General features: G+C 72.8%; 19 protein-coding genes and 1 tRNA gene. 13 read left to right on the top strand and 7 right to left on the bottom strand.

What is annotated here, in order from left to right:
• The first annotated feature begins 1 nt into the window (after position 1).
• The 9 genes from L3X23_RS05475 (at position 2) to L3X23_RS05435 (ending at position 8534) form a co-directional block, all read left to right on the top strand.
• A complete protein-coding gene (locus L3X23_RS05475; protein WP_237191034.1) occupies positions 2-859 on the top strand; it encodes a helix-turn-helix domain-containing protein in 858 nt (285 codons plus the stop codon).
• Between the two features lie 115 nt (positions 860-974).
• Positions 975-1652, top strand: coding sequence for a GNAT family N-acyltransferase (locus tag L3X23_RS05470; RefSeq protein WP_237191033.1), 678 nt, complete (start codon positions 975-977; stop codon positions 1650-1652).
• A 35-nt stretch (positions 1653-1687) separates the two neighbouring features.
• Positions 1688-3274, top strand: coding sequence for an NAD(P)/FAD-dependent oxidoreductase (locus L3X23_RS05465; RefSeq protein ID WP_255733896.1), 1587 nt, complete (start codon positions 1688-1690; stop codon positions 3272-3274).
• Positions 3271-3888, top strand: coding sequence for a carboxymuconolactone decarboxylase family protein (locus L3X23_RS05460; protein ID WP_237191031.1), 618 nt, complete (start codon positions 3271-3273; stop codon positions 3886-3888). Before L3X23_RS05465 ends, L3X23_RS05460 begins: the two co-directional genes overlap by 4 nt.
• Complete coding sequence (locus L3X23_RS05455; protein ID WP_237191030.1) at positions 3885-4601, top strand: hypothetical protein; 717 nt, start codon at positions 3885-3887, stop codon at positions 4599-4601. Before L3X23_RS05460 ends, L3X23_RS05455 begins: the two co-directional genes overlap by 4 nt.
• A gap of 3 nt (positions 4602-4604) precedes the next feature.
• Positions 4605-5261, top strand: coding sequence for an iron-containing redox enzyme family protein (locus L3X23_RS05450; RefSeq protein WP_237191029.1), 657 nt, complete (start codon positions 4605-4607; stop codon positions 5259-5261).
• A gap of 2 nt (positions 5262-5263) precedes the next feature.
• Entirely contained in the window at positions 5264-6874 is a 1611-nt protein-coding gene (locus L3X23_RS05445; RefSeq protein ID WP_237191028.1) for an AMP-binding protein, read from the top strand.
• Between the two features lie 14 nt (positions 6875-6888).
• Entirely contained in the window at positions 6889-7689 is an 801-nt protein-coding gene (locus L3X23_RS05440; protein WP_237191027.1) for an alpha/beta fold hydrolase, read from the top strand.
• Complete coding sequence (locus L3X23_RS05435; RefSeq protein ID WP_237191026.1) at positions 7686-8534, top strand: alpha/beta fold hydrolase; 849 nt, start codon at positions 7686-7688, stop codon at positions 8532-8534. The genes L3X23_RS05440 and L3X23_RS05435 overlap by 4 nt, the downstream gene beginning before the upstream one ends.
• Before the next feature lie 4 nt (positions 8535-8538).
• Here L3X23_RS05435 and L3X23_RS05430 read toward each other — a convergent pair whose 3' ends face one another.
• The gene (locus L3X23_RS05430) at positions 8539-9411 is read right to left on the bottom strand and encodes a LysR family transcriptional regulator (RefSeq protein WP_237191025.1); all 873 of its coding nucleotides are present in this window, start codon (positions 9409-9411) and stop codon (positions 8539-8541) included.
• Between the two features lie 104 nt (positions 9412-9515).
• Between L3X23_RS05430 and L3X23_RS05425 the strand changes: the two genes are divergently transcribed.
• On the top strand, positions 9516-10442 hold the full coding sequence (locus tag L3X23_RS05425; protein ID WP_237191024.1) for a DMT family transporter: 927 nt from the start codon (positions 9516-9518) through the stop codon (positions 10440-10442).
• 16 nt (positions 10443-10458) lie between these two features.
• Complete coding sequence (locus tag L3X23_RS05420) at positions 10459-11706, top strand: cation:proton antiporter (RefSeq protein WP_237191023.1); 1248 nt, start codon at positions 10459-10461, stop codon at positions 11704-11706.
• Here the strand turns inward: L3X23_RS05420 and L3X23_RS05415 are convergent.
• Positions 11606-12586 carry a nitronate monooxygenase family protein gene (locus tag L3X23_RS05415; protein ID WP_237191022.1) on the bottom strand — a complete coding sequence of 327 codons (981 nt, stop codon included), beginning with the start codon at positions 12584-12586 and terminating at the stop codon, positions 11606-11608. The two genes, L3X23_RS05420 and L3X23_RS05415, sit on opposite strands and share 101 nt — an antisense overlap.
• Before the next feature lie 59 nt (positions 12587-12645).
• On the opposite strand from L3X23_RS05415, the gene L3X23_RS05410 reads away from it, so the two are divergent.
• Both L3X23_RS05410 and L3X23_RS05405 read left to right on the top strand, forming a co-directional pair.
• On the top strand, positions 12646-13929 hold the full coding sequence (locus tag L3X23_RS05410) for a M20 family metallopeptidase (protein WP_237191021.1): 1284 nt from the start codon (positions 12646-12648) through the stop codon (positions 13927-13929).
• Positions 13930-14104: 175 nt separating this feature from the next.
• Positions 14105-15991 carry a DUF2075 domain-containing protein gene (locus tag L3X23_RS05405; RefSeq protein ID WP_237191020.1) on the top strand — a complete coding sequence of 629 codons (1887 nt, stop codon included), beginning with the start codon at positions 14105-14107 and terminating at the stop codon, positions 15989-15991.
• A gap of 291 nt (positions 15992-16282) precedes the next feature.
• Here the strand turns inward: L3X23_RS05405 and L3X23_RS05400 are convergent, their stop codons facing one another.
• From L3X23_RS05400 to L3X23_RS05380, 5 genes are all read right to left on the bottom strand, one after another.
• Entirely contained in the window at positions 16283-16732 is a 450-nt protein-coding gene (locus L3X23_RS05400; RefSeq protein ID WP_237191019.1) for an excalibur calcium-binding domain-containing protein, read from the bottom strand.
• 334 nt (positions 16733-17066) lie between these two features.
• Positions 17067-17138 (bottom strand) — tRNA-Val (locus tag L3X23_RS05395).
• 22 nt (positions 17139-17160) lie between these two features.
• Positions 17161-17529 (bottom strand): TIGR02611 family protein, encoded by a 369-nt coding sequence (locus L3X23_RS05390; RefSeq protein WP_308116980.1) that lies wholly within the window; start codon positions 17527-17529, stop codon positions 17161-17163.
• 62 nt (positions 17530-17591) lie between these two features.
• Complete coding sequence (locus L3X23_RS05385) at positions 17592-18458, bottom strand: anti-sigma factor domain-containing protein (protein ID WP_237191018.1); 867 nt, start codon at positions 18456-18458, stop codon at positions 17592-17594.
• The gene (locus tag L3X23_RS05380) at positions 18455-19093 is read right to left on the bottom strand and encodes a sigma-70 family RNA polymerase sigma factor (RefSeq protein WP_308116871.1); all 639 of its coding nucleotides are present in this window, start codon (positions 19091-19093) and stop codon (positions 18455-18457) included. Before L3X23_RS05380 ends, L3X23_RS05385 begins: the two co-directional genes overlap by 4 nt.
• Positions 19094-19325 lie beyond the last annotated feature (232 nt).

The following is a 19325-nucleotide window of genomic DNA, read 5'->3' as shown; positions in this document are numbered from 1 at the left end:
GGTGAGCGGTTCCAGCGCATTGACGCTCACCGCCACGGAGCGGGCGGAGCTCCTCCGGCTGACGGAGGGCTCCTCCTCGACGGCACTGCGCGCACGGATCGTCCTGCTCAGCGCCGAGGGCCTCTCGGTGACCGCGGTCGCCGAGCGTCTGGGGACCAGCAGACCCACCGTCGCGACGTGGCGCACCAGGTACCTCGCCGCGGGGCTGCGCGGGCTCCGCGACTCGTCTCGGCCCGGGCGGCCGCGGATCGTCGACTCCGGCGCCGTGGTGCGGACGACGCTGCTGGAGCCCCCCGCGGTCGGCAGGCGGTGGACCTGCCGCGGGGTGGCCTCCCGGCTCGGCATCAGCGGTGCCACCGTGGCGCGGACCTGGCAGGAGTACGGGATCGTCCCGCTGCGTTCCGGGGCCTTCGGCCTCGCCGTCCTGCCCGCGCTGGAGGCGCGGTCGCTGACGGTGCTCGGTCGGTGCTCGGGCCCGGCGGGCGAGGCCGTCGCCCTGTCCGTGGGAGCCCCGTCCGTGGGAGCCCCGTCCGTGGGAGCCCTGTCCGTGGGAGCGGGCGGCACCTGCCCGCGACCTGTCGAGACCGACTCGGTGCACGATCTCCTCCTCCGTGTCCTGGACCCGACGGCACGCACCGGCCGCCCCGGTCGGGCGGTCGTGCACGTGGTCGCGGACACGCGTGGGCAGGCCGAGCTCCGTCGCTCGCCCGCCACGCGGGCCCGGTGGTCGGGTCGGCCCGACGTGCGCGTGCACCGGCCCGCGCACGGAGTCGGCTGGGAGCGCCTGCGAGCGGTTCTGCTCCTCGTCGGAACCGCCGCACCGACAAGGGATTTCTGCGACACAGAACTGATCGCATAGCGTCGCATAAATCCTTTCCCACGGGCCGAATAACACCATTGAGATTGTTGACCTGAGCGCCTCGGGATCGTTAGCGTTGAGGCCCGGACAGGGCAGCCACAACAGGGAGTCGGCGATGGATCTGCGATTCAGGGAACGATGCATTGCGACAGATTCCCCGTTCCGCGTCGGGTTCGCCCGGACCGAGGAGGAACTGCGGGACGTCGACCTGCTCTGGCGGGCGGTCTACGGCACCGAGTGCGGCTGGCTGGCCGCGGACGCACCGGCCCTCATCGACGACCGCTACCACCCGCACTCGACCTACCTGCTCGCCCGGGTGGCCGGTGAGCCGGTGGGCACCATGCGGGTGGTGGCGGACTCGCCGGAGCGGCTGCCGGTCGAGCAGTTCGTCGGGATCGAGAAGCTGCGCGGGGACGGCGACCGCAGGCTCGTCGAGGTCCAGCGGCTCATGGTGCTCCCGCAGTTCCGCAGGCGGCGCTATCCGGAGATGCCGTTCGGAGTGCTCGCCGCGCTGGTCAAGGGCTGCCTGCACCACTGCATCCAGCAGGGGGCGAGCCACATCGTCGCGGACCTGTTCCTGAACACCCCCACCACACCGATGCGCACCCTGCTCTCGATGGGTTTCACCGAGACCGGACTCGAGTTCGTCGACACCGAGCTGAACGAACCCGACCGCTCGGTCGCGCTGCTGCTGCAGGTCGGCGAGCTGTTCTCGCGGTCCTTCCGGTCCGACGCCCCGTTCTACCGCTACCTGATGAGCTACGACGAGGTCGTCGACGTCTACGCCGCCTGACCCGCTTCGACCCCTACCGAAAACGAGATGGTCCCATGCCTGACGCACATCTTCTCGAGTATGACGTCATTGTGATCGGCGGAGGTCCGGGAGGCGCGATGTCGGCGACCCTCCTGGCTGATTTCGGAAAATCCGTCCTCACCCTCGAAGCCGCCGCATTCCCGCGTTATCACATCGGCGAGTCATTGCTTTCCGGAACCGCGGACCTGCTCCAGCGGATCGGCGTGCTGGACCGGCTCGAGAACGAGGGTTACATCAAGAAGCACGGCGTCGAGTGGGTCTGGGGCGAGAACCGCGAGCCGTGGACGGTGTACTTCAAGGACGCGCTCGCGATGCCGTACGACTACGGCTACCAGGTGGAGCGCGGCCCCTTCGACAAGATGCTGCTCGACAACGCGGCCGAGCACGGGGTGGACGTCCGCGAGCAGCACAAGGTCGTGGACTTCGCCCTCGACGGCCAGGGCGGCACGGTGGACTTCCGGGGCCCGGACGGCGTCGTGACCCGGGCCCGCGCCCGCTGGATCGTCGACGCCTCGGGCCAGGGCGGCACGGTGACCAGGCGACTGCACGAGCAGCAGTGGGACCCCTACCTGAAGAACCTGGCGGTGTGGACGTACTGGAAGGACGCCGAGCGCCCGCCCGGCCTCGACGCCGGGAACACCTTCCTCCCCACCTTCGACGACGGCTGGTGGTGGTTCATCCCGCTCCGCGATGGGATCACCAGCGTGGGGATGGTCGTCGACTCCGGGGTGCTGGCCCGCCACCGCGAGGAGGGCATGGAGGCCTACTACGCCCAGTGCCTCGCGAAGACCCCCGAGCTGGCCGCTCGGCTCGCGGGCGCCGAACGCGCCGACGACATCCACGTGGCCCGGGACTGGTCCTACATCTACGACCGGTTCAGCGGGGACGGCTACATCGCGGTCGGCGACGCCGCCTGCTTCATCGACCCGCTGTTCTCCACCGGCGTCCATCTCGCGATGCTCAGCGGTTTCCTCGCGGCGGTGACGGTCAACACCGCGCTCGACAAGCCCGAGATGCCCCGCGCGGAGGTCCTCGGGTTCTACGAGCAGGCCTACCGCAAGGAGTTCGGCCGGCTGCGTGCGCAGGTCTACTTCCTCTACGGCGGCCACGGCGGGAGCAAGGAGTCCTACTTCTGGCACGCCCGCAGCCAGTTCGACGTGCCGGACATCGACCCGGAGAAGGCCTTCGTCTCGCTCATCGCGGGAGCGTTCGCCCACCGGTCCTGGTACAGCCGCTACCTCGAGCAGCTCGACGTCCCCGACCAGCTGCGCAGCACCATCGAGAACATCTTCGACGGCAAGTCCACGGGCATCGGCGTCGATCCCGCCCAGCCGGTGCGCCGGTCCGAGGACGTCACGATCTCGTCGGACCTCGCCGTCGACGGGGCGCACCTGCGCGCGGCACAGGCGATCGCGGGGCCGTCGGGCGTGACCGTCCCCTACAGCGCCGCGCTCGAGTCGCTGCTGGGCCTCGCCGACGGCACGACCAGCAGCCTCGACCTCGTCGAGCGGCTCGTCGCCGACGGCGGCCAGGACCGCGAGCAGGCCCAGAGCCTGGTCCACGAGGCGGTCAGCTACGGCCTGCTGGTGCCGGTCTCATGAGCACCGGCACCGAGACCGGCACCGAGACCGGACCGATGGTGGGGCTCCTGCCGGACGCGGACCTCCCCGACGGCCTCGCCCCGCTCTTCGAGGCGGTCCGCGCCGAGTACGGGTTCGTCCCGAACATCCTGCGCGCCCTCGCCCACTGTCCGGAGCTGACCGCCGCCTTCGTCCCGCTGTGGGCCGAGGTCTACCGCTCGCCGACGATCGGTCCCCGGCTGCGGGCCCTGGCCGCGTTGGGGACGGCGACGACCCAGGAGTGCACCTACTGCATCGCCCACATGAGCGCCTCGGCCCGGCGCGCGGGCATCGCCGAGGTGCAGATCGGGGCGATCGGGGACGCGATCGCGGTCGCCGAGGTCTTCGACGACGGCGAGGCACTCGTCCTGGAGGTGGCCGACGCGCTGACCCGCGATCCCGACGGCGTCACCGACGAGCTGCGACAGCGGCTGCGGGCTCGGTTCTCCGAGGCCGAGATCGTCAACATCGTGCTGGCCGTCGGCATGTACAACCTCACGAGCCGGTTCCTCAAGGCCCTCGAGATCGGGGTCGAGGACGTGTTCGGCTCCAGCCCGCCCACCCCGCAGTCCAGCGCCCAGGAGAACGCCCGATGACTCTCGACACCACCCCGGCCCCGGACTCGTCGATCACCCTCAAACAGGAGATCATCGACACCTACGGACGGGACGCCTGGGACCTGATCCTCACCGTCTACGTCAACTTCTACTACTCCGAGCTGGAGATCATCGATCTCTGCGCCCGCTGGCTGCCGCGTCGACACAGCCTGCAGGAGAAGAACTTCCTCATCAAGCACGCGGCGGACGAGGTCGTGCACGCCCGGTTGTTCCGGGAGGGCGTGGAGATCCTCGGCCAGCCGTGGCACGGCTTCGACCACGAGCCGTACCGCATCGACGACATCGGCGAGCGGTTCGCGAAGCTGTTCTACAGCGACGACGAGGTCGAGGTCCTGGTCGGGCTCAACCTCTACGCCGAGGGGGTGCTCGCGATGGAGGAGCTCTACCAGCTCGGCCGCAGCGGATCGCGCTACTTCCACCAGTTCGACCGGATCGAACGCGAGGAACGGCGCCACGTCGCCTTCGGCATCACCGTCGCCCAACGGGTCCTCGACGAGAACCCGGAGGCACGCAAGCGCGCCGTCGAGCACTGCAAGTGGTACCGCGAGCACCTCGAGGGCTACCTGGAGGGCCGGCTGAAGCAGTCGATCGGCTGGGCCATCGACGCCGGGTTCGTCTCGGCCGACTACATCGACCGCACCCGCCTGCGGTTCGACGACGTGATGGGCAAGATCGGAATCCTGGAGAGCTGAGACATGACCACCGGCAGCTACGAGAAGGCGCTGGCCGAGACCTCGGACGTGCTGAGGTCCGACGTCGTCGAGCATCCCTTCATCGACCTGATCCTGCGCGGCGAGCTGACGGAGGGGGTGTACGCGGCGTACCTGCGCGAGACCTACCACCTCGTCCAGCAGACCCCGTACTTCCTCTCCGCCGCCGCCTCCCGCGCCACCGAGGGGTGGCTGCAGGACTGGTTCCTCAACCTCGCGATCGAGGAGCGCCACCACGACCGGCTGTGCGTGCAGGACCTGCGCAGGCTGGGCTACGACACCGACACCTACCTCTCCGGGCTGCCCGGGCTCGGGACCTGGACCATGGTCGGCCAGAACCACTGGCTGGTGTCGATGAAGGATCCGGCGGCGCTGATCGGGTTCGCGGCGGCGACGGAGGGGCTCGGCGCCTCGCTCGGGCCCAAGGTCACCGAGGCGATGGTCGGCTACCCGTTCGCGCGGACCGCGCTGAACTTCCTCAAGGTGCACTCCGAGGAGGACCAGGAGCACATCGAGCTGGTCCGCAAGGCCTTCGACCGGGCGGCGACGACCCCGGAGCGCTACCAGCTGATGGTCACGGCCTGGTCGTACACGCTGCGCGCCTACGGCCAGCTGTTCACCGACGCCATGACCACGGCCTAGCCGTGACCACCGACACGGACGTCACCCCCGATCCGGGCGCCGCCCCGCCCGCCGCCGCGCCCGAGCCGGCGTGCCCCCTCGCCGAGATCGTCGACGGGATGGCGGACCGGACGGGGTCCCGGCTGTTCTTCCACGGTCCGTCCGGACCGGAGGAGGCCACCTTCGCGCGGTGCCGGGCCGACGCCGGGGTGCTCGCCGAGGCGCTGCGCGGCGCGGGTGTCGGTCCGGGGAGCCGGGTCGCGGTCCACGGCGCCACCGGCATCGAGTGGGTGCTCGCCGACCTGGCCTGCACGATCGCGGGGGCGCTGTCCGTCGCGCTGTACTCGACCGCGCCCGTGCCGCGCGCCGTGGCGGCCGCGGTCGAGAGCCGGTGCGTGCTGGCGCTCACCGACCGCGCGGAGGCGGTCCCGGCGTTCCAGGAGGCGGGCCTGACGGTGCTGTTCCTCGGCCCGGTGGGGTCCGGAGACGGCGCGGGCGTGGCCTCGGTCGGCGACCTCGTGGCCGCGGGGGCGGACGAGGGGTTCCGCCCCGCCCACCGCCGGACCGGGCCGTTCACCGTCGTCTCGACGAGTGGCACGCTGTCGGAGCCCAAGCTGTTCGCGGTGCACGCCGACCCGCTGCTGTTCACGATGGACCGGTTCGCCGAGATCTACGGCATCGACGGCCGGGACCGGCTCCTGCTCTACCTGCCGCTGTCCCACCTGCCCCAGCGGATGATGCTCTACTGGGGCCTGCGGACGGGTCTGGACTTCGTGCTGTCGGACCCCGCACGGTTCGTCGCGGACACCGCGCGGTACGACCCCACGCTCCACGTGACCGTCCCCCGGGTGCTCGAGCACCTCCACGGCCGAGCCGCCGCGGCGGGTGCCCCGGCGCCCGCCGCCGCGGTGGCGGCGATGCTCGGGAGCTCGGTGCGCTCGGTGTTCGTCGGGAGCGCCCCGACCCCGCCCGCGCTCATGGCCGAGCTGCTCGACGCCGGGATCCCGCTCTACGAGGTCTACGGGACCACCGAGCTGGGCATGATCGGGCTCAACACCCCCGAGGCCCGCAAGCCGGGCACGGTCGGACGGCCGATCCCCTGGGGCCGGGTCCGGCTCGACGTCACGACGCGGGAGATCCTCGTCAGGACCCCCACCCCGTTCCTCTACGGTCGCCTCGTCGACGGCCGGGTCGAACGGCGGTCGTGGGACCCCCAGCGCTACGAGCCCACCGCCGACGCCGGTTCGTTCGACGCGCAGGGCCATCTCACCGTGCTCGGCCGGACCCGGGACTTCGTCGCGCTCGGCAGCGGCGAGAAGGTGTTCGTCCGGCCGATCGAGGAGGCCGTCGCCGCCGCCACCGGCGCGGGGCTCTGTCAGGTCGGGCTGCGCCCGGACGGACGGCTGGGCGCCCTGCTCTTCTTCGAGCACCCGGACCCCGCGCGGCCGCCGCTCGGGGAGGTCCTCACCACCGTCAACGGCGCGGTGCCGGGCTGGGAGCGGATCCGCAGCTACGCCGTCGTCGACCGCATGCCGACGGTGGAGGAGGGCTGTCTGACCGAGACGACCAAACCCCGCAGGCACGCGATCGACGAGATCCACGGACGGGGCGCCACCTGGGTCGCCGTCCGATGACGAGAGGAGCAGGGATGGCCGACAGGTCCACGGTGGACACCATCGCGGTCCCCGGCGGCGGGGTCCGCTGCCGGACCGTGGGTGCGGGGCCGCCGCTGGTGCTGCTCACCACCTTGTCCGGCAGCTGGATGCGCCAGGTCCCGGCGCTGCGCGAGCACTTCACCGTGATCACCTACGACATGCGCGGCTTCGGCGACTCCCCGTCGACCACGGGCTTCCCGGACAACGCGGCACACGCGGACGACCTGGCCCGGGTCCTCGACGCCCTGGGCGTGCCCGCCGCGACGGTGGTGGGCCTCTCGCACGGCGGGCTGGTCGCACAGCACTTCGCGGCGAAGCACGCCGAGCGCCTCACCGGTCTCGGGCTGGTCGCCACGTTCGGCGCGTCCCACGGCCCCACGCGGCTGCTGCTCGGCATGCTCAACGGATTCCTCGAGCGGGACGACGTCGGCGGCTTCTGGGAGGTGCTGAAGGCGTTCCTGTTCTCCGAGGCGGGCGCCGAGACCCTGCGCCGCCGCGAGCGGGCCCTGCGGCGGGCGATGTTCGACCAGTACGACGCCGCGAGCCTGCGCAGCATCTACGGCGGCGCGCTCGAGCACGACGGGACGACGCTGCTCGCCGGCCTGACGGCCGTGCCGACGCTCGTCGTCGGCGGCCGGGAGGACATCCTCTTCCCGCCGGTGCTCACCGAGCGGCTCGCCGACCTCGTGCCGGGGTCCCGCCGCGAGCTGCTGGCCGCCGCGCACCTGCCTCCGGTCGAGGCTCCCGAGGCGTTCAACACCCTGCTCGTCGAGGCCTTCGGGGGGCGCTCGTGACCGCCGCCGACCAGGCCCGCGAGCGGCTGGTGGAACTCGACGGGGCCACCGTGGCCGTCACCGAGTCGGGCCCGCCGGGCGGACGGCCGGTCGTCCTCGTCCACGGCTTCCTCACCGACTCGACGACCTGGCGGCACGTGGTCCCCGGCCTGGCCGAGCGGTACCGGACCGTGCTCGTCGACCTGCCGGCCTGTGGGGGCTCACCCGTGCCCCGCAGGACCGGATGGACCGCGGACGCCGCCGCCGACCTGCTCGTCGGGCTGCTGGACGCGCTGGAGCTGCGGGACCCGGTGCTGGTGGGCAGCCAGATGGGCGGCTCGCTGACGGCCTGGGCGGCGGCGCGCCATCCCGACCGGCTCGCGGGGATGGTCGTGATGGCGGCCGGGGCCCTCGGCGAGGGCGCGTCCAACCTGGGGCTCTTCCGCGCCCTCGGCGCGCCGCTGCTCGGGCCGCTGCTGGCCCGGGTGTTCCCGTACGGGCCGTTCGCCGAGCGGTGGGCGGCGACGCACGGGCCCGGTTTCGTCCCGGAGCCGACGGCCGTGGCCCGCTACCACCGGCAGCTGCGCAAGCGGGGGGCGCCGATGGCGCGGTTCGGCCTCGGCGTGCGGCTGAGCTACGGCGAGGACTTCGACGCGCTGGCCGGCCCGCTGCGGGGCGCGACGCTGCCGACGACGCTGGTCTTCGGCGCCGCCGACCGGTTGGTCCCGCCCTCGACGGGCCGCCGCTTCGCCGAGCTGCTCCCCGACGCCCGGCTCGTCGAGCTCCCCGGGTGCGGGGACTTCCCCCAGGAGGAACGCCCGGAGGCGGTCCTCGAGGCGGTCCACGCGCTGCTCGAGCGGCTGTGAGGGCTCAGGCGGCCCGCCGGGCGCGCACGACGTCGATCATCTGTGCCACCCCGGGGCGCCACGGCCTGCGGGCGGGCCCGGTGAGCACCAGCTCGCGGCGCAGGTGTTGGGCCACCGGCACCAGCACGAGGCCCGCCCCCTCCATCCCGGCGGCGAGGCCCGGCACGAGCGAGACCCCGATCCCCGCCCGCACCATCGAGAACAGCGTGCTCAGCTGGCGGACGCGGTGGGTGGGGGTGAACGCGCAGCCCGCCTGCCGGTACAGCTCGCGGATCTGCCGCTCGCACCCCCCGGTGGACAGCAGCAGCGGGTCGTCCGCCAGGTCCGCCACGTCCACGGACCGCTCCCCCGCCAGGGGGTGGTCGGTGCGCAGCACGACCTGGAACCCGTCGGCCGCGACCGGCAGCGCCTCGGCGGGCCCGGTGCCGGGGTCCACCACGATCGCGAGGTCCGCCGTGCCGTCCTCCAGCCAGCCGACGACCTCGTCGTCCTCGCCCTCCAGCAGCACGACGCGCAGGTCCGGGTACTCGGCGGACCATCCCGCGAGCAGGTCGGGAAGCACGGCGTGGCACGCGGTCGGCGGCGCGGCGAGGGTGACCGCGCCGGACGGGTTCTCCGCGGGATCCCGGAGCAGGTCCTCCGCCGCGGCCGCCGCCGCGACCGCGATCCTGGCGTGCTCGACCAGTCTGCGGCCGAGCAGCGTCGGGCTGATCGGGACGCCGCGCGCGACGACCGGGCGGCCCGCCGCCCGCTCGAGGGCGGCGATGGCGTGCGAGACGGCCGACTGGCTGACGCCGAGCCGCGCCGCCGCCGCACCGAATCCCCCCGCGTCGACGACGGCGACGAGGGCACGCAGCTGGGGAAGGGCGACGGTCATGAGCAATCCTCATGGCAGGCTGATCATCACTTGTTGGACTCATGCCTACCCGATCGCGAGACTTCACGCCAGACCTCTCGCGGACCGGAAGGGACGACGCGCGCATGAGCACCACGGACCGGACGACGGACCAGGCCGACGGGACCCGGGCGGTGACCCGGTGGCTACCCGGCTTCATCCTGCTCTCGGCGATCTGGGGATCCAGCTTCGCGCTGATCAAGCTGGCCGTGGACGACGGCGTCGCGCCGATCTGGGTGGCGCTGTGGCGGTGCCTGTTCGGCGCGCTGGCGCTGCTGGCGGTGTGCGCCGTACGCCGCGAGCCCCTGCCCCGGTCCCGGTCGACGTGGGGACACGCGGCGGTGGTGGCGGCCCTGCTGAACGCGGCGCCGTTCGCGCTCTTCGCGGTGGGCGAGCAGCACGTCAGCTCGCTCCTCGCCGGAGTGATCAACGCGACCACCCCGCTGATGACGCTCGTCTTCGTCCTGGTCCTGGTGCGGGGCGAGCGGATGACGCTGCGCCGGGTGCAGGGGCTCCTGCTCGGCTTCGTCGGGGTGCTCTGCCTGCTGGCGGTCTGGCGGGGGCTGGCGGGCGGCACGCTCACCGGCACGCTGGCCTGTCTCGCGGCGACGGCCTGCTACGGCGCCGGGTTCGCCTACACCCGCCGGTTCTTCTCCGGCCGCACCGAGTCGGCGGCCGCGCTCTCCGCCGCGCAGATCGGGGCGGCGACGGTGGAGCTGGCGCTCGTCGCGGCCGTCACGGGCACGGCGCCGACGCTGCCCGGGCCCGTCGCCTCGACCGGGCTGGTCGTCCTCGGAGCGCTCGGGACGGGGTACGCCTTCCTGCTCAACCTGCAGGTCATCCGGGCCGCCGGACCGACGGTCGCCTCGACCGTCACCTACGTGACCCCGATCTGGTCCACGGTCATCGGGGTGGTGCTCCTCGGCGAGCCGTTCGGCTGGAACACCCTGCTGGGCGGGGTCCTCATCGTGCTGGGCATCCTCGTCACCCGCTCCACGCCCCGACCCCGCTGACCCGGGGGGCCGCGTCGTGACGGCGACGGAGACCGCGGTCCGGACCCTGCTCGCCGTCGGGATCGTGCTGCTGGCCTGCAACGTCGTCGGCTGGCTCGTCGGGCGGATCGGCCAGCCCCGGGTGGTCGGCGAGCTGCTCGCCGGGATCGCGCTGGGCCCGAGCGTCCTCGGCCTCGCGCTGCCGGAGGTCGTCGCCCACCTCTTCCCCGAGCCGGTGATCGGAGCGCTGCGCGTCGTCGCCCAGCTCGGCCTGGTCCTGTTCCTGCTGCTCGTCGGCATGGAGACCACCCCCGGGGACGACCGGCTCGAGGCGACCCGGGTGGGCGGCGTCGCGACCGCGTCCGTCGTGGTCCCGCTGGTCCTCGCCGCGGCACTGGCCCTCGGGCTGTACCCGGCCTACGGCGAGGGCTCGCCGATGGTCGCGTTCGTGCTGTTCGTGGGGGCCGCGGTCTCCGTGACCGCGCTGCCCGTGCTGGCCCGACTGCTGCGGGAGACCGGCCTGACGGGCACCCGGGTCGGGGCCACGGCCCTCGTCGCGGCCGCGGCGAACGACGTCGTGGCCTGGGTGCTCGTGGCCGTGGCCGCGACCGTCGTCGAGGCGGACGGCGTGGGGCCGTTCCTGCGGACGGCGGGCGGCGCCGCCGTGCTCGTGCTGGTGTTGCTGGCGGGGGTCCGGCCGCTGCTGGCGCGGTGGGGTGCGCCCCCGTTGTGGGTCCCGGTGGTCGTCGCCCTCCTCTCGGCGTGGGCGGCCGAGCAGGTGGGGATCCATGCCATCTTCGGGGCCTTCCTCGCCGGTCTGGCGATGCCGCGGTCGGAGTCGTGGCGAGACCACGTGCGCTCCCGGCTCGATCCGACCGTCACGGCCGTGCTGCTCCCCGTGTTCTTCGTGGTGGTCGGGCTCTCGACCCGCGTCGACACGCTGACCCCGCTCGACGCGCTCGTGTTCGCGGCCGTGCTGGTCGTGGCCGTCGTCGGCAAGGTGGGCGGGGTCGGGGTGACCGCGCGCCTGTTCGGGGACGGGTGGCGGGACGCCGCGACGCTCGGGGTGTTGATGAACGCGCGGGGAGTCACCGAGATCGTGGTGCTGACCGTCGGGCTGGACCTCGGGCTGATCGGCCCGACGATGTTCACCGTCCTCGTGCTCGTCGCCGTCGTGACGACGTTCATGACCGCGCCGCTGCTCCGGACGATCCGCGGCCCCCGTCGTCGGACGGCGCCGCAGGCCCCGGCCAGAGCGCGGCCACGATCGACGCGGCCGGGCTGACCCCGTGGACGAGCCCGACGCCCTGGCCCGCGTAGTGCGCGAGCGCCTCGACGTCGCCGCGGACCCCGGCCGTGGGGATCACGTCGTCGTAGCGCCGGACCGGGCGTCCGTCGCCGTCGACGGCGACGACCTCCGGGGGCAGGTCGCTGCGGAGAGTGCTGCTGGTCCGCAGCGCGCGGTGCGGCGCGTCGGGCCAGCCACCGGTGAACACCTCGCCGAACACCGTGTCCGACGGGCCCGCGGCGGCGAGCCGCGCGCGGTAGTCCGGATGGACGTCCGCCTCGCGGGCCGCCAGGAACCGCGTCCCGACCCAGGCCGCGTCCGCACCGAGCGCCGTCACCGCGGCCACCCCGCGGGCGTCGGCGATCCCCCCGGCGGCGAGGACCGGGACGTCCACGGCGTCGACCACCGCGGGCACCAGGGCGAGCGTCGAGACCTCCCCCAGGACGTGCCCGCCCGCCTCCCAGCCCTGCGCCACGACGGCGTCGACCCCGTCCGCGACCGCCCGGACGGCGTCCTCGACCGCCCCGACCATGTGCACGTGCACCATCCCGGTGCCGCGCAGCGCCGCGGAGACCCCGGCGGCGGCTCCCCAGGACGTCGACAGCACGGGGACCGCCTCGGCCACGCAGATCCGCACGTGGTCGGCGGGCGCCTGGGACAGCACCAGGTTGACCCCGAACGGCCGGGCGGACAGCTCACGCACCCGCTCGATCGCCCTCGTCAGCCGCTCGGCGGACAACCACGACCCCGCCAGCACGCCGAGGCCGCCCGCCTCGCCCACCGCCGCCACCAGCTCCGGCGTGCAGGCACTGCCGATCGGGGCCTGCACGATCGGCGCCGCCAGGCCCAGACGCTGCACGAACGACGGGCGGCTCATCGCCGTGATCGTCCCCGACGGGCGTGGACCACGTCCAGCCGCTGCCCCAGGAGGACCCGATGACGCGCACCGCCCCCGACCACGCCGATCTGGCCCGCCGGCTGACCGCGCTGCGGCGCGCCCTGCACGCCGCTCCCGAGACCGGGCTGCAGCTCCCGCGGACGCAGGAGGCGGTGCTCACGGCACTGCGCGACCTCGATCTGGAGATCCACACCGGACGTCGGGCGACCTCGGTCACGGCGGTGCTGCGCGGTGCCCGGCCCGGTCCACCCGTGCTGCTGCGGGCAGACATGGACGCGCTCCCGATGCGGGAGGCCGTCGATCTCCCCTACGCCTCCTCGAACGGCGCGATGCACTCGTGCGGGCACGACCTGCACACCGCCGCGCTGGTGGGCGCCGCTCATCTGCTGGCCGCCCGCCGTGGCACGCTGGCCGGCGACGTCGTTCTGATGTTCCAGCCCGGGGAGGAGAGCCTCGACGGGGCCCGGCTCATGATCTCCGAAGGGGTCCTCGAGGTCTGCGGACGGCGACCGGTCGCCGCCTACGGGCTCCACGTGGTGTCCGATCTCCCCCACGGCGTCGTCGTCACCCGGCCCGGTCCGCTCATGGCCGCGTGCGGCCTGCTCGAGGTCACCGTGCGCGGTCGCGGCGGGCACGCCTCGCGCCCCCACGACACCCTCGATCCGGTGCCCGTCCTCGCCCAGACCGTGACCGCGCTGCACACCTACGTCGACCGCCGCTTCGCCGCGGCGGACCCCGTGGTCCTCTCCGTCGGCGAGCTCCACGCCGGATCGGCGTCGAACGTCGTCCCGGACACCGGGGTGCTCCGCGCCGCCGTGCGCACCTTCTCCGCGGCCACCGGCGACGCGGTCGCGGCGGAGCTGCCCCGGCTCGTCACCGGGATCGCCGAGGCGAACGGGCTCACCGCGGAGGTCGCCTTCACCGCCGAGGTGCCGCTGACGGTGAACGACCCCACGGAGGCCGCACACCTGCACGACACGGCCGTCGCCCTGTTCGGCCCCGCCCGAGTCCTCGGCGCCGCGGCACCGGTCGCCGCATCCGAGGACTTCGCCCACGTGCTGGCCGAAGTCCCCGGTGCCTACGGCTTCCTCGGTGCCGCGGCCCCCGGCGCGGACGTCACCGACCTCCCGGTCAACCACTCCGCCCACGCGACCTTCGACGACGGGGTCCTCCTCGACCACGCCCGACTGCTCGCCGAGCTGGCCACGCGCCGCCTCGCCCGATCCGCGCCCGAGGCTCGTGCCGGTCGGAGGACACCGTCGCCGCCTCCTCCACCCGCCCGATCGCCGAGTTCTTCGGGAAGTGGCTCGCCGCGGGCGTGACGCTCGAGCCGACAGTCGGACCGACTGCGACCGTCAGAGATCAGACGGCGCGCCACCGAGCCCGCACCGGCAGGTCGACCTATGGTTGTCGACGCGGCCCGACGGGCGCCGAGCCTCACCCTCGATGACGTCCCCACCCGCACGCCGATGACGCGTGCCTTCGTGGGGGTTTCGAGTGGCTCTGGTTCGTGGCCGCGCCGCGCCGTTGCTGTCCAAGGCGGACCAGTTGCACGAGATGCTCAAGGTCCAGGCGAGGCTGCAGTACCAGTCCGGCACCGGGGACGGTGAGGTCCGGTCCTGGCGACACAGCCTGCCGGTGCTCCTGCAGGACCTGCACGACGCGGGACTCGACCACGTCGAGGTCCTCGTCGAGCACAAGCTCCCGTTCAGCCCGAAGCGAGCCGACGTCGTCGTCTGCGGAGTGCACCCGAAGACCAGGCGACCGTCCTACGTCGTCGTGGAGCTCAAGCAGTGGACGACGGCCGTCGCAGGCCCGGACGGCATGGTCACGCTCCCCCAGTACGGCCAGCCCGTCCTCCATCCGATCGACCAGGTCCGCTCCTACTGCCAGTACCTCGTCGACTACGTCCCGTACCTGGAACAAGGCGACAACCAACTCCACGGGATCGCCTACCTCCACAATGCCGCCGCCAAGAACTGGACTCTGGACGACCACGCGCCCGATGCGTACGGCCGCCTCTACACCGGTGAGCAACGCGCGGCGTTGATCAGCGAGCTGAAGCGTCTGCTCAGCACCGACCCCTCGACGGCGGAGGCGTGCCGTCAGGCAGCAGACGACTTCCTCGATGCGCGGACCGAGCCGACGAAGCCGTTGCTGGAGGTTGCGGCGAAGGAGGTCAAGGAGCGCGAGCAGTTCGTCCTGCTCGACGAGCAGCAGGTCGCCTACAACGTCGTCGAGAACGCCGTCGCCCGGGCCGACAAGCACAACACGAAGACTGCCGTGATCGTCCTGGGCGGGCCGGGGTCCGGCAAGAGCGTCCTTGCGCTCAGTCTGCTCGGAGACCTTGCTCGCAAGGGCCGGCGCGTCATGCATGCCACCGGATCCGCCTCCTTCACCAACACCTTGCGCAAGATCGTGGTCGGCTCGCGCAGCAAGCGGGCCGAGACCCTGTTCCTCTTCTTCAACAGCTTCATCGGCGAGGAGCCCAACTCGCTCGACGTGCTGATCTGCGACGAGGCGCACCGGATCCGTGAGACCAGCGTGAACCGGTTCACCAAGGCGGCGACTCGGGCGAAGGCGAGGCGCCAGGTCCACGAGCTTCTCGACATCGCACGCACGCCGGTCTTCCTCCTCGACCAGCACCAGGTCGTGCGCCCCGGTGAAATGGGCACCGAGGCCGAGATCCGCGAAGCCGCCGAACAACTGGGCTGCCGCGTCGACGTCGTCACGCTCGACGGCCAGTTCCGCTGCGGCGGGTCCGAGCTCTACGACCAGTGGGTCGCCCGGCTCCTCGGTCTCGACCCGCGCCCACCCATCCCCTGGTCGGAGCTGGTCGGGGAGAGCGACGACACGTACACCGTGGCCGCGCTCCCGACGCCGGCGGCGCTGGAGTCCTGGCTGACCGCGCACGCGTCGAAGTCCGGCGGAACCGCCCGTATCGCGGCAGGCTACTGCTGGCGCTGGAGCGACCCGACGGTGGTCGACGGCACCAAGGTCCTCGTCGACGACGTCGTCATCGGCGGTTGGCGGCGTCCGTGGAACGCGAAGCCGGAGAAACCCGTCCCCGGTGCACCCGCCTCACACTTCTGGGCGAGCGACACTCGCGGCTTCGGGCAGGTCGGCTGCATCTACACAGCTCAGGGGTTCGAGTACGACTGGTCGGGCGTCCTCTTCGGAGACGACTTCGTCCGCCGTGACGGCGCGTGGGTCGCCCGCCGCGACCGCTCCTTCGACGGGCAGGTCAAGAAGGCCACCGAGGAGGAGTTCCCCGCCCTCATCCGCAACACCTACAAGGTGCTGCTCACCAGAGGGATGAAGGCCACCGCCACGTACTCCACGGACCCCGAGACCCAGGAGTTCCTGGTGCGACTGTGCGCGTGAATCGGGGGGAGTCGTCGTGCCCGCTCGTCGCGCCCCTCGGTCATCGACGCCAGAACTCCGAGCGGAAGGGTGGTGAAGGAGCCCGGAGAGGCGGGCCGGGCATGGAGGGGCCGATCAACGTACGGGTCGCGCAGGTGGACCGCACGGCTGCGCTGGCGCGTTCCGCCGACGGGGCTTCATCCGGAGGCCCTCGTTCGCAAGATCGTCTTGTCGTGCAAGGGACCTTCTGCAGAGGGTGCTCCGGCCCAAGAGCACCGACGACCCGGCCGCTCGCAGCGCACGATCGACAGGTCAGTCCCCGGCGCAGCCGACGCCGTCTCCGTCACGGTCGAGACCGGGTCGATAGCCGGGGTCGCCTCTCCGGATCGGGGCGGCGCCCGCCGCTCTCACGGCATCGCAGTTCTTGTAGTAGACCGATGCGGGCGGGGCCGGGTCGGTGGTGCGGTGACTGTCGCGGTTCGGGTCCGGGTCGGGCTGGGGATTCGGGCGGGGCTTCGGAGTGCCGGCCGGCCTGCTGGTCGTCGTCGGAGCCGGCGTGCGCGTTGTCGGGGTCGGTGTGGGGCTGGGGGTCCAGCGGACTGAGGTGGTCGAGGTCGTCGTCGGGGTGCCGAGGACGGACTGAATGGCCGCCGGGGTCTCGTCCTCTCCCCCGCCGCTACAGGCGCGGATCAAGCCGCCGAGCAGAAGGACCAGCAGGATCAGGCAGCCGCAGCCGGCCGGGTTCTGCTTCTTCGCGGCCATCACCGGACGCTCGCGAGCGACGAGCGAAGGACAGCGAGCGGGGATGAACGAACGACGAGCACGTCAGTGTGCCTTTCCGAGCAGACCATGTGGGGAGCCGGGGAGCTGAAAGGCAGGTCGCGACGCGTGCTCGTTGCGTTACGCGCTGTCCACAGTCGCGCGAAAGCGTCCGAGCAGTTCACCTGCCGATCTAGGGCACTGGCGGACGCGACTGCAGGTCACGATCGTGCGGTGACTGCTCCTGACCGTCCCGGCCGCGGCGCGGATCCTCCCCGCGCTGATCCCACCAACGCTGAAGGGCCCCTGACCAGCTGGTCAGGGGCCCTTCAGCGAGTGGGCGATACTGGGATCGAACCAGTGACCTCTTCGGTGTGAACGAAGCGCTCTCCCCCTGAGCTAATCGCCCGCCGCGTTGGGAGAACCCTACATCACCCGAAGAACGGGCTCTGCAACCAGGTCCACTCTTCGAGGCCGACCCAGCCCGCGACCAGGGAGAAGGCGTTGAGGAGCCACAGGGTGGCGAGGACGATCAGGCCGGTCGCGGCGAGGACGAGCAGCTGCACCGCCCAGTGCTGGCGCTTGAGCCAGTCGGTCCAGGCGTCGTACTTGCCCTTCGCGTAGCGCAGCAGGCGCTTCGCCCACTCGAACTCCGAGCCGAGGATCGCGAGGCCCACGAAGACGATCGCCCAGCCCGGGCCGGGGTACGGGATCGCGATGATCCCGGCGATGAGGACGAGGGTGCCGAGCGTCCCGATCGCGATCCGCCAGGCCTTGCGGGCGGTGGGCCGTTCCTCGATACGCTCACGGAACGCGACGATCCGGGCCTTCAGGCCCGGCCGCTGGTCCAGTTCCTCAGTGCTCAGATCTCCGCCCGCCCACTCGCCACGACATCGGACGGAGCGGCCGGGGCGGCCCGACCGGGTTCGAGCGAGATCGCGAACTGCGCGAACCCGGCACCGTCCGGCGACGACCCTACCGAGTGCACGGTGGAGTCGCCATCACGCACGTCGAACGTGCCGAGCGGCGCGGGGGTTCCCTCGGCGGGCAGACCCCAGAGCACGTAGACGTGGTCGCTCGGGTTCGACGGCAGCGCGACCGGCAGGACCATCTGCTGCCCGGCGGGCGTCGCGAGGACGGCGGCCACCGCGGGCCGGCCCTGCCCGGGCGACAGGAAGGCGTGGGCCGTGCCCGGCGTGGCCATCTGCTGCACCATCGAGACGAGTGCCTGGGCCCGGGCGGTCTCGGCGTCCCGCTGCGCGGCGAGCTGCGCACTGTAGACGCTCAGCCCCGCGATCGCGCCGAGCGCCACCAGCGTCGCCGCGGCCACCGCGACGATCCGGCCACGCAGCCCCCGACGGGGTCGGTGCCGGCCTCGCCCACTCCCCCGTCCGGGTCCGGACCCCGCCGTGCGGCGCGGCGTCGGCCCGGGTCCGGACACCGGGACAGAGGTCACGGGCGGTTCGGCGAACAGCAGCGCCTCGGTGGGCTCGTCGCCGACCTGGGGCGTGCGCGCGGCCTCCTCGAGGATCCGGCTCCGCAGTCCGGCGGGCGGCTCCTCGGGCTCGACGCCCGCACCCAGCGCGGCGAGGGTCTCCTGCGTCTCGGCGACGACGGCGCGACAGGTCGGGCAGGTGGGCAGGTGCGCGGCCACCCGGTGCTCCTCGTCCGGTTCGAGGACGTGCAGGGCCCAGGCCACGGCGTCGTCGGACTTCGGGCAGTCGCTCATCCCGCAGCCCCCTCGTACCCCGTGGTCGACCCGAGCACCGCGCGCAGGCGGGCCAGACCGGTGAACATGCGCGACTTGACCGTGCCCAGCGGGACGCCGGTCAGGGCCGCCACCTCACGCTGGGTGTAGCCGCCGAAGTAGGCGAGCGCCAGCGCCTGGCGCTGCTCGGCGGGCAGCCGGTGCAGCGCCACCCGGACCTGTCCCGCGACGACCGCGCCCAGCGCCTGGGAGTCCGCACCCGCCTCGGCGGGCAGAGGGAGGTCGTCCCCCGCGTCGGAGGAGACCGTGCGACGACGGATGGTGCTCTCCTTGCGGACGGTGTCGACCGCCTTGTGGTGGACGACCGTGAGCAGCCAGGTGGCGAAGGCACCGCGGGCGGGGTCGAACCGGGTGGGGTCACGCCAGAAGGAGAGGAAGGCCTCCTGCACCACGTCCTCGGCCAGCTGCTCGTCGATGCAGATCCGGCGGGCCAGCGACCAGGCGGCGCGGCCGTGCCGGTCGTAGAGGGCGCCGAGCGCGCCGTCGTCCCCGGCCCGCACCCGCGCGGCCAGGCCGGCATCGACCTCGCGGGCCGACGCCCGGGCGTCGGCCTCCTCGGCCCTGTCGACGGCGTCCGCCACCAGTAGGTCCCTCACACTCTGTCTTCGGTCATCGTGCAACGATCGGTTCGACGCTTCCGGTGCCTGATATGTGGATCACAACCATCTGGGCGATCACCCGTCCTTGCAGGTGGGGCCACTCCCGGAGGAGTGGCCCGTCCACCCGTCCGGGTTAACGCCGCAAACCCGGCGGGCGGATAACGTCCCCCGACCCGTCACATCTTGGCGACACGCTCGTTTTTCCGCACGACGGACCACGCGGCGCGAG

The organism is Pseudonocardia sp. WMMC193 (assembly GCF_021728735.1).
Classification (GTDB): domain Bacteria; phylum Actinomycetota; class Actinomycetes; order Mycobacteriales; family Pseudonocardiaceae; genus Pseudonocardia; species Pseudonocardia oroxyli.
Note: the sequence above shows the minus strand (reverse complement) of the source record. Positions and strands in the feature narration are given on the sequence as shown.

Excerpts from the sequence above, each read along its gene's own strand:
- L3X23_RS05470 (WP_237191033.1), top strand. The coding sequence starts at position 975 with ATGGATCTGCGATTCAGGGAACGATGCATTGCGACAGATTCCCCGTTC.
- L3X23_RS05465 (WP_255733896.1), top strand. The coding sequence starts at position 1,688 with ATGCCTGACGCACATCTTCTCGAGTATGACGTCATTGTGATCGGCGGA.
- L3X23_RS05460 (WP_237191031.1), top strand. The coding sequence starts at position 3,271 with ATGAGCACCGGCACCGAGACCGGCACCGAGACCGGACCGATGGTGGGG.
- L3X23_RS05455 (WP_237191030.1), top strand. The coding sequence starts at position 3,885 with ATGACTCTCGACACCACCCCGGCCCCGGACTCGTCGATCACCCTCAAA.
- L3X23_RS05450 (WP_237191029.1), top strand. The coding sequence starts at position 4,605 with ATGACCACCGGCAGCTACGAGAAGGCGCTGGCCGAGACCTCGGACGTG.
- L3X23_RS05440 (WP_237191027.1), top strand. The coding sequence starts at position 6,889 with ATGGCCGACAGGTCCACGGTGGACACCATCGCGGTCCCCGGCGGCGGG.
- L3X23_RS05430 (WP_237191025.1), bottom strand. The coding sequence starts at position 9,411 with ATGACCGTCGCCCTTCCCCAGCTGCGTGCCCTCGTCGCCGTCGTCGAC.
- L3X23_RS05425 (WP_237191024.1), top strand. The coding sequence starts at position 9,516 with ATGAGCACCACGGACCGGACGACGGACCAGGCCGACGGGACCCGGGCG.
- L3X23_RS05415 (WP_237191022.1), bottom strand. The coding sequence starts at position 12,586 with ATGAGCCGCCCGTCGTTCGTGCAGCGTCTGGGCCTGGCGGCGCCGATC.
- L3X23_RS05410 (WP_237191021.1), top strand. The coding sequence starts at position 12,646 with ATGACGCGCACCGCCCCCGACCACGCCGATCTGGCCCGCCGGCTGACC.
- L3X23_RS05400 (WP_237191019.1), bottom strand. The coding sequence starts at position 16,732 with ATGGCCGCGAAGAAGCAGAACCCGGCCGGCTGCGGCTGCCTGATCCTG.
- L3X23_RS05385 (WP_237191018.1), bottom strand. The coding sequence starts at position 18,458 with ATGAGCGACTGCCCGAAGTCCGACGACGCCGTGGCCTGGGCCCTGCAC.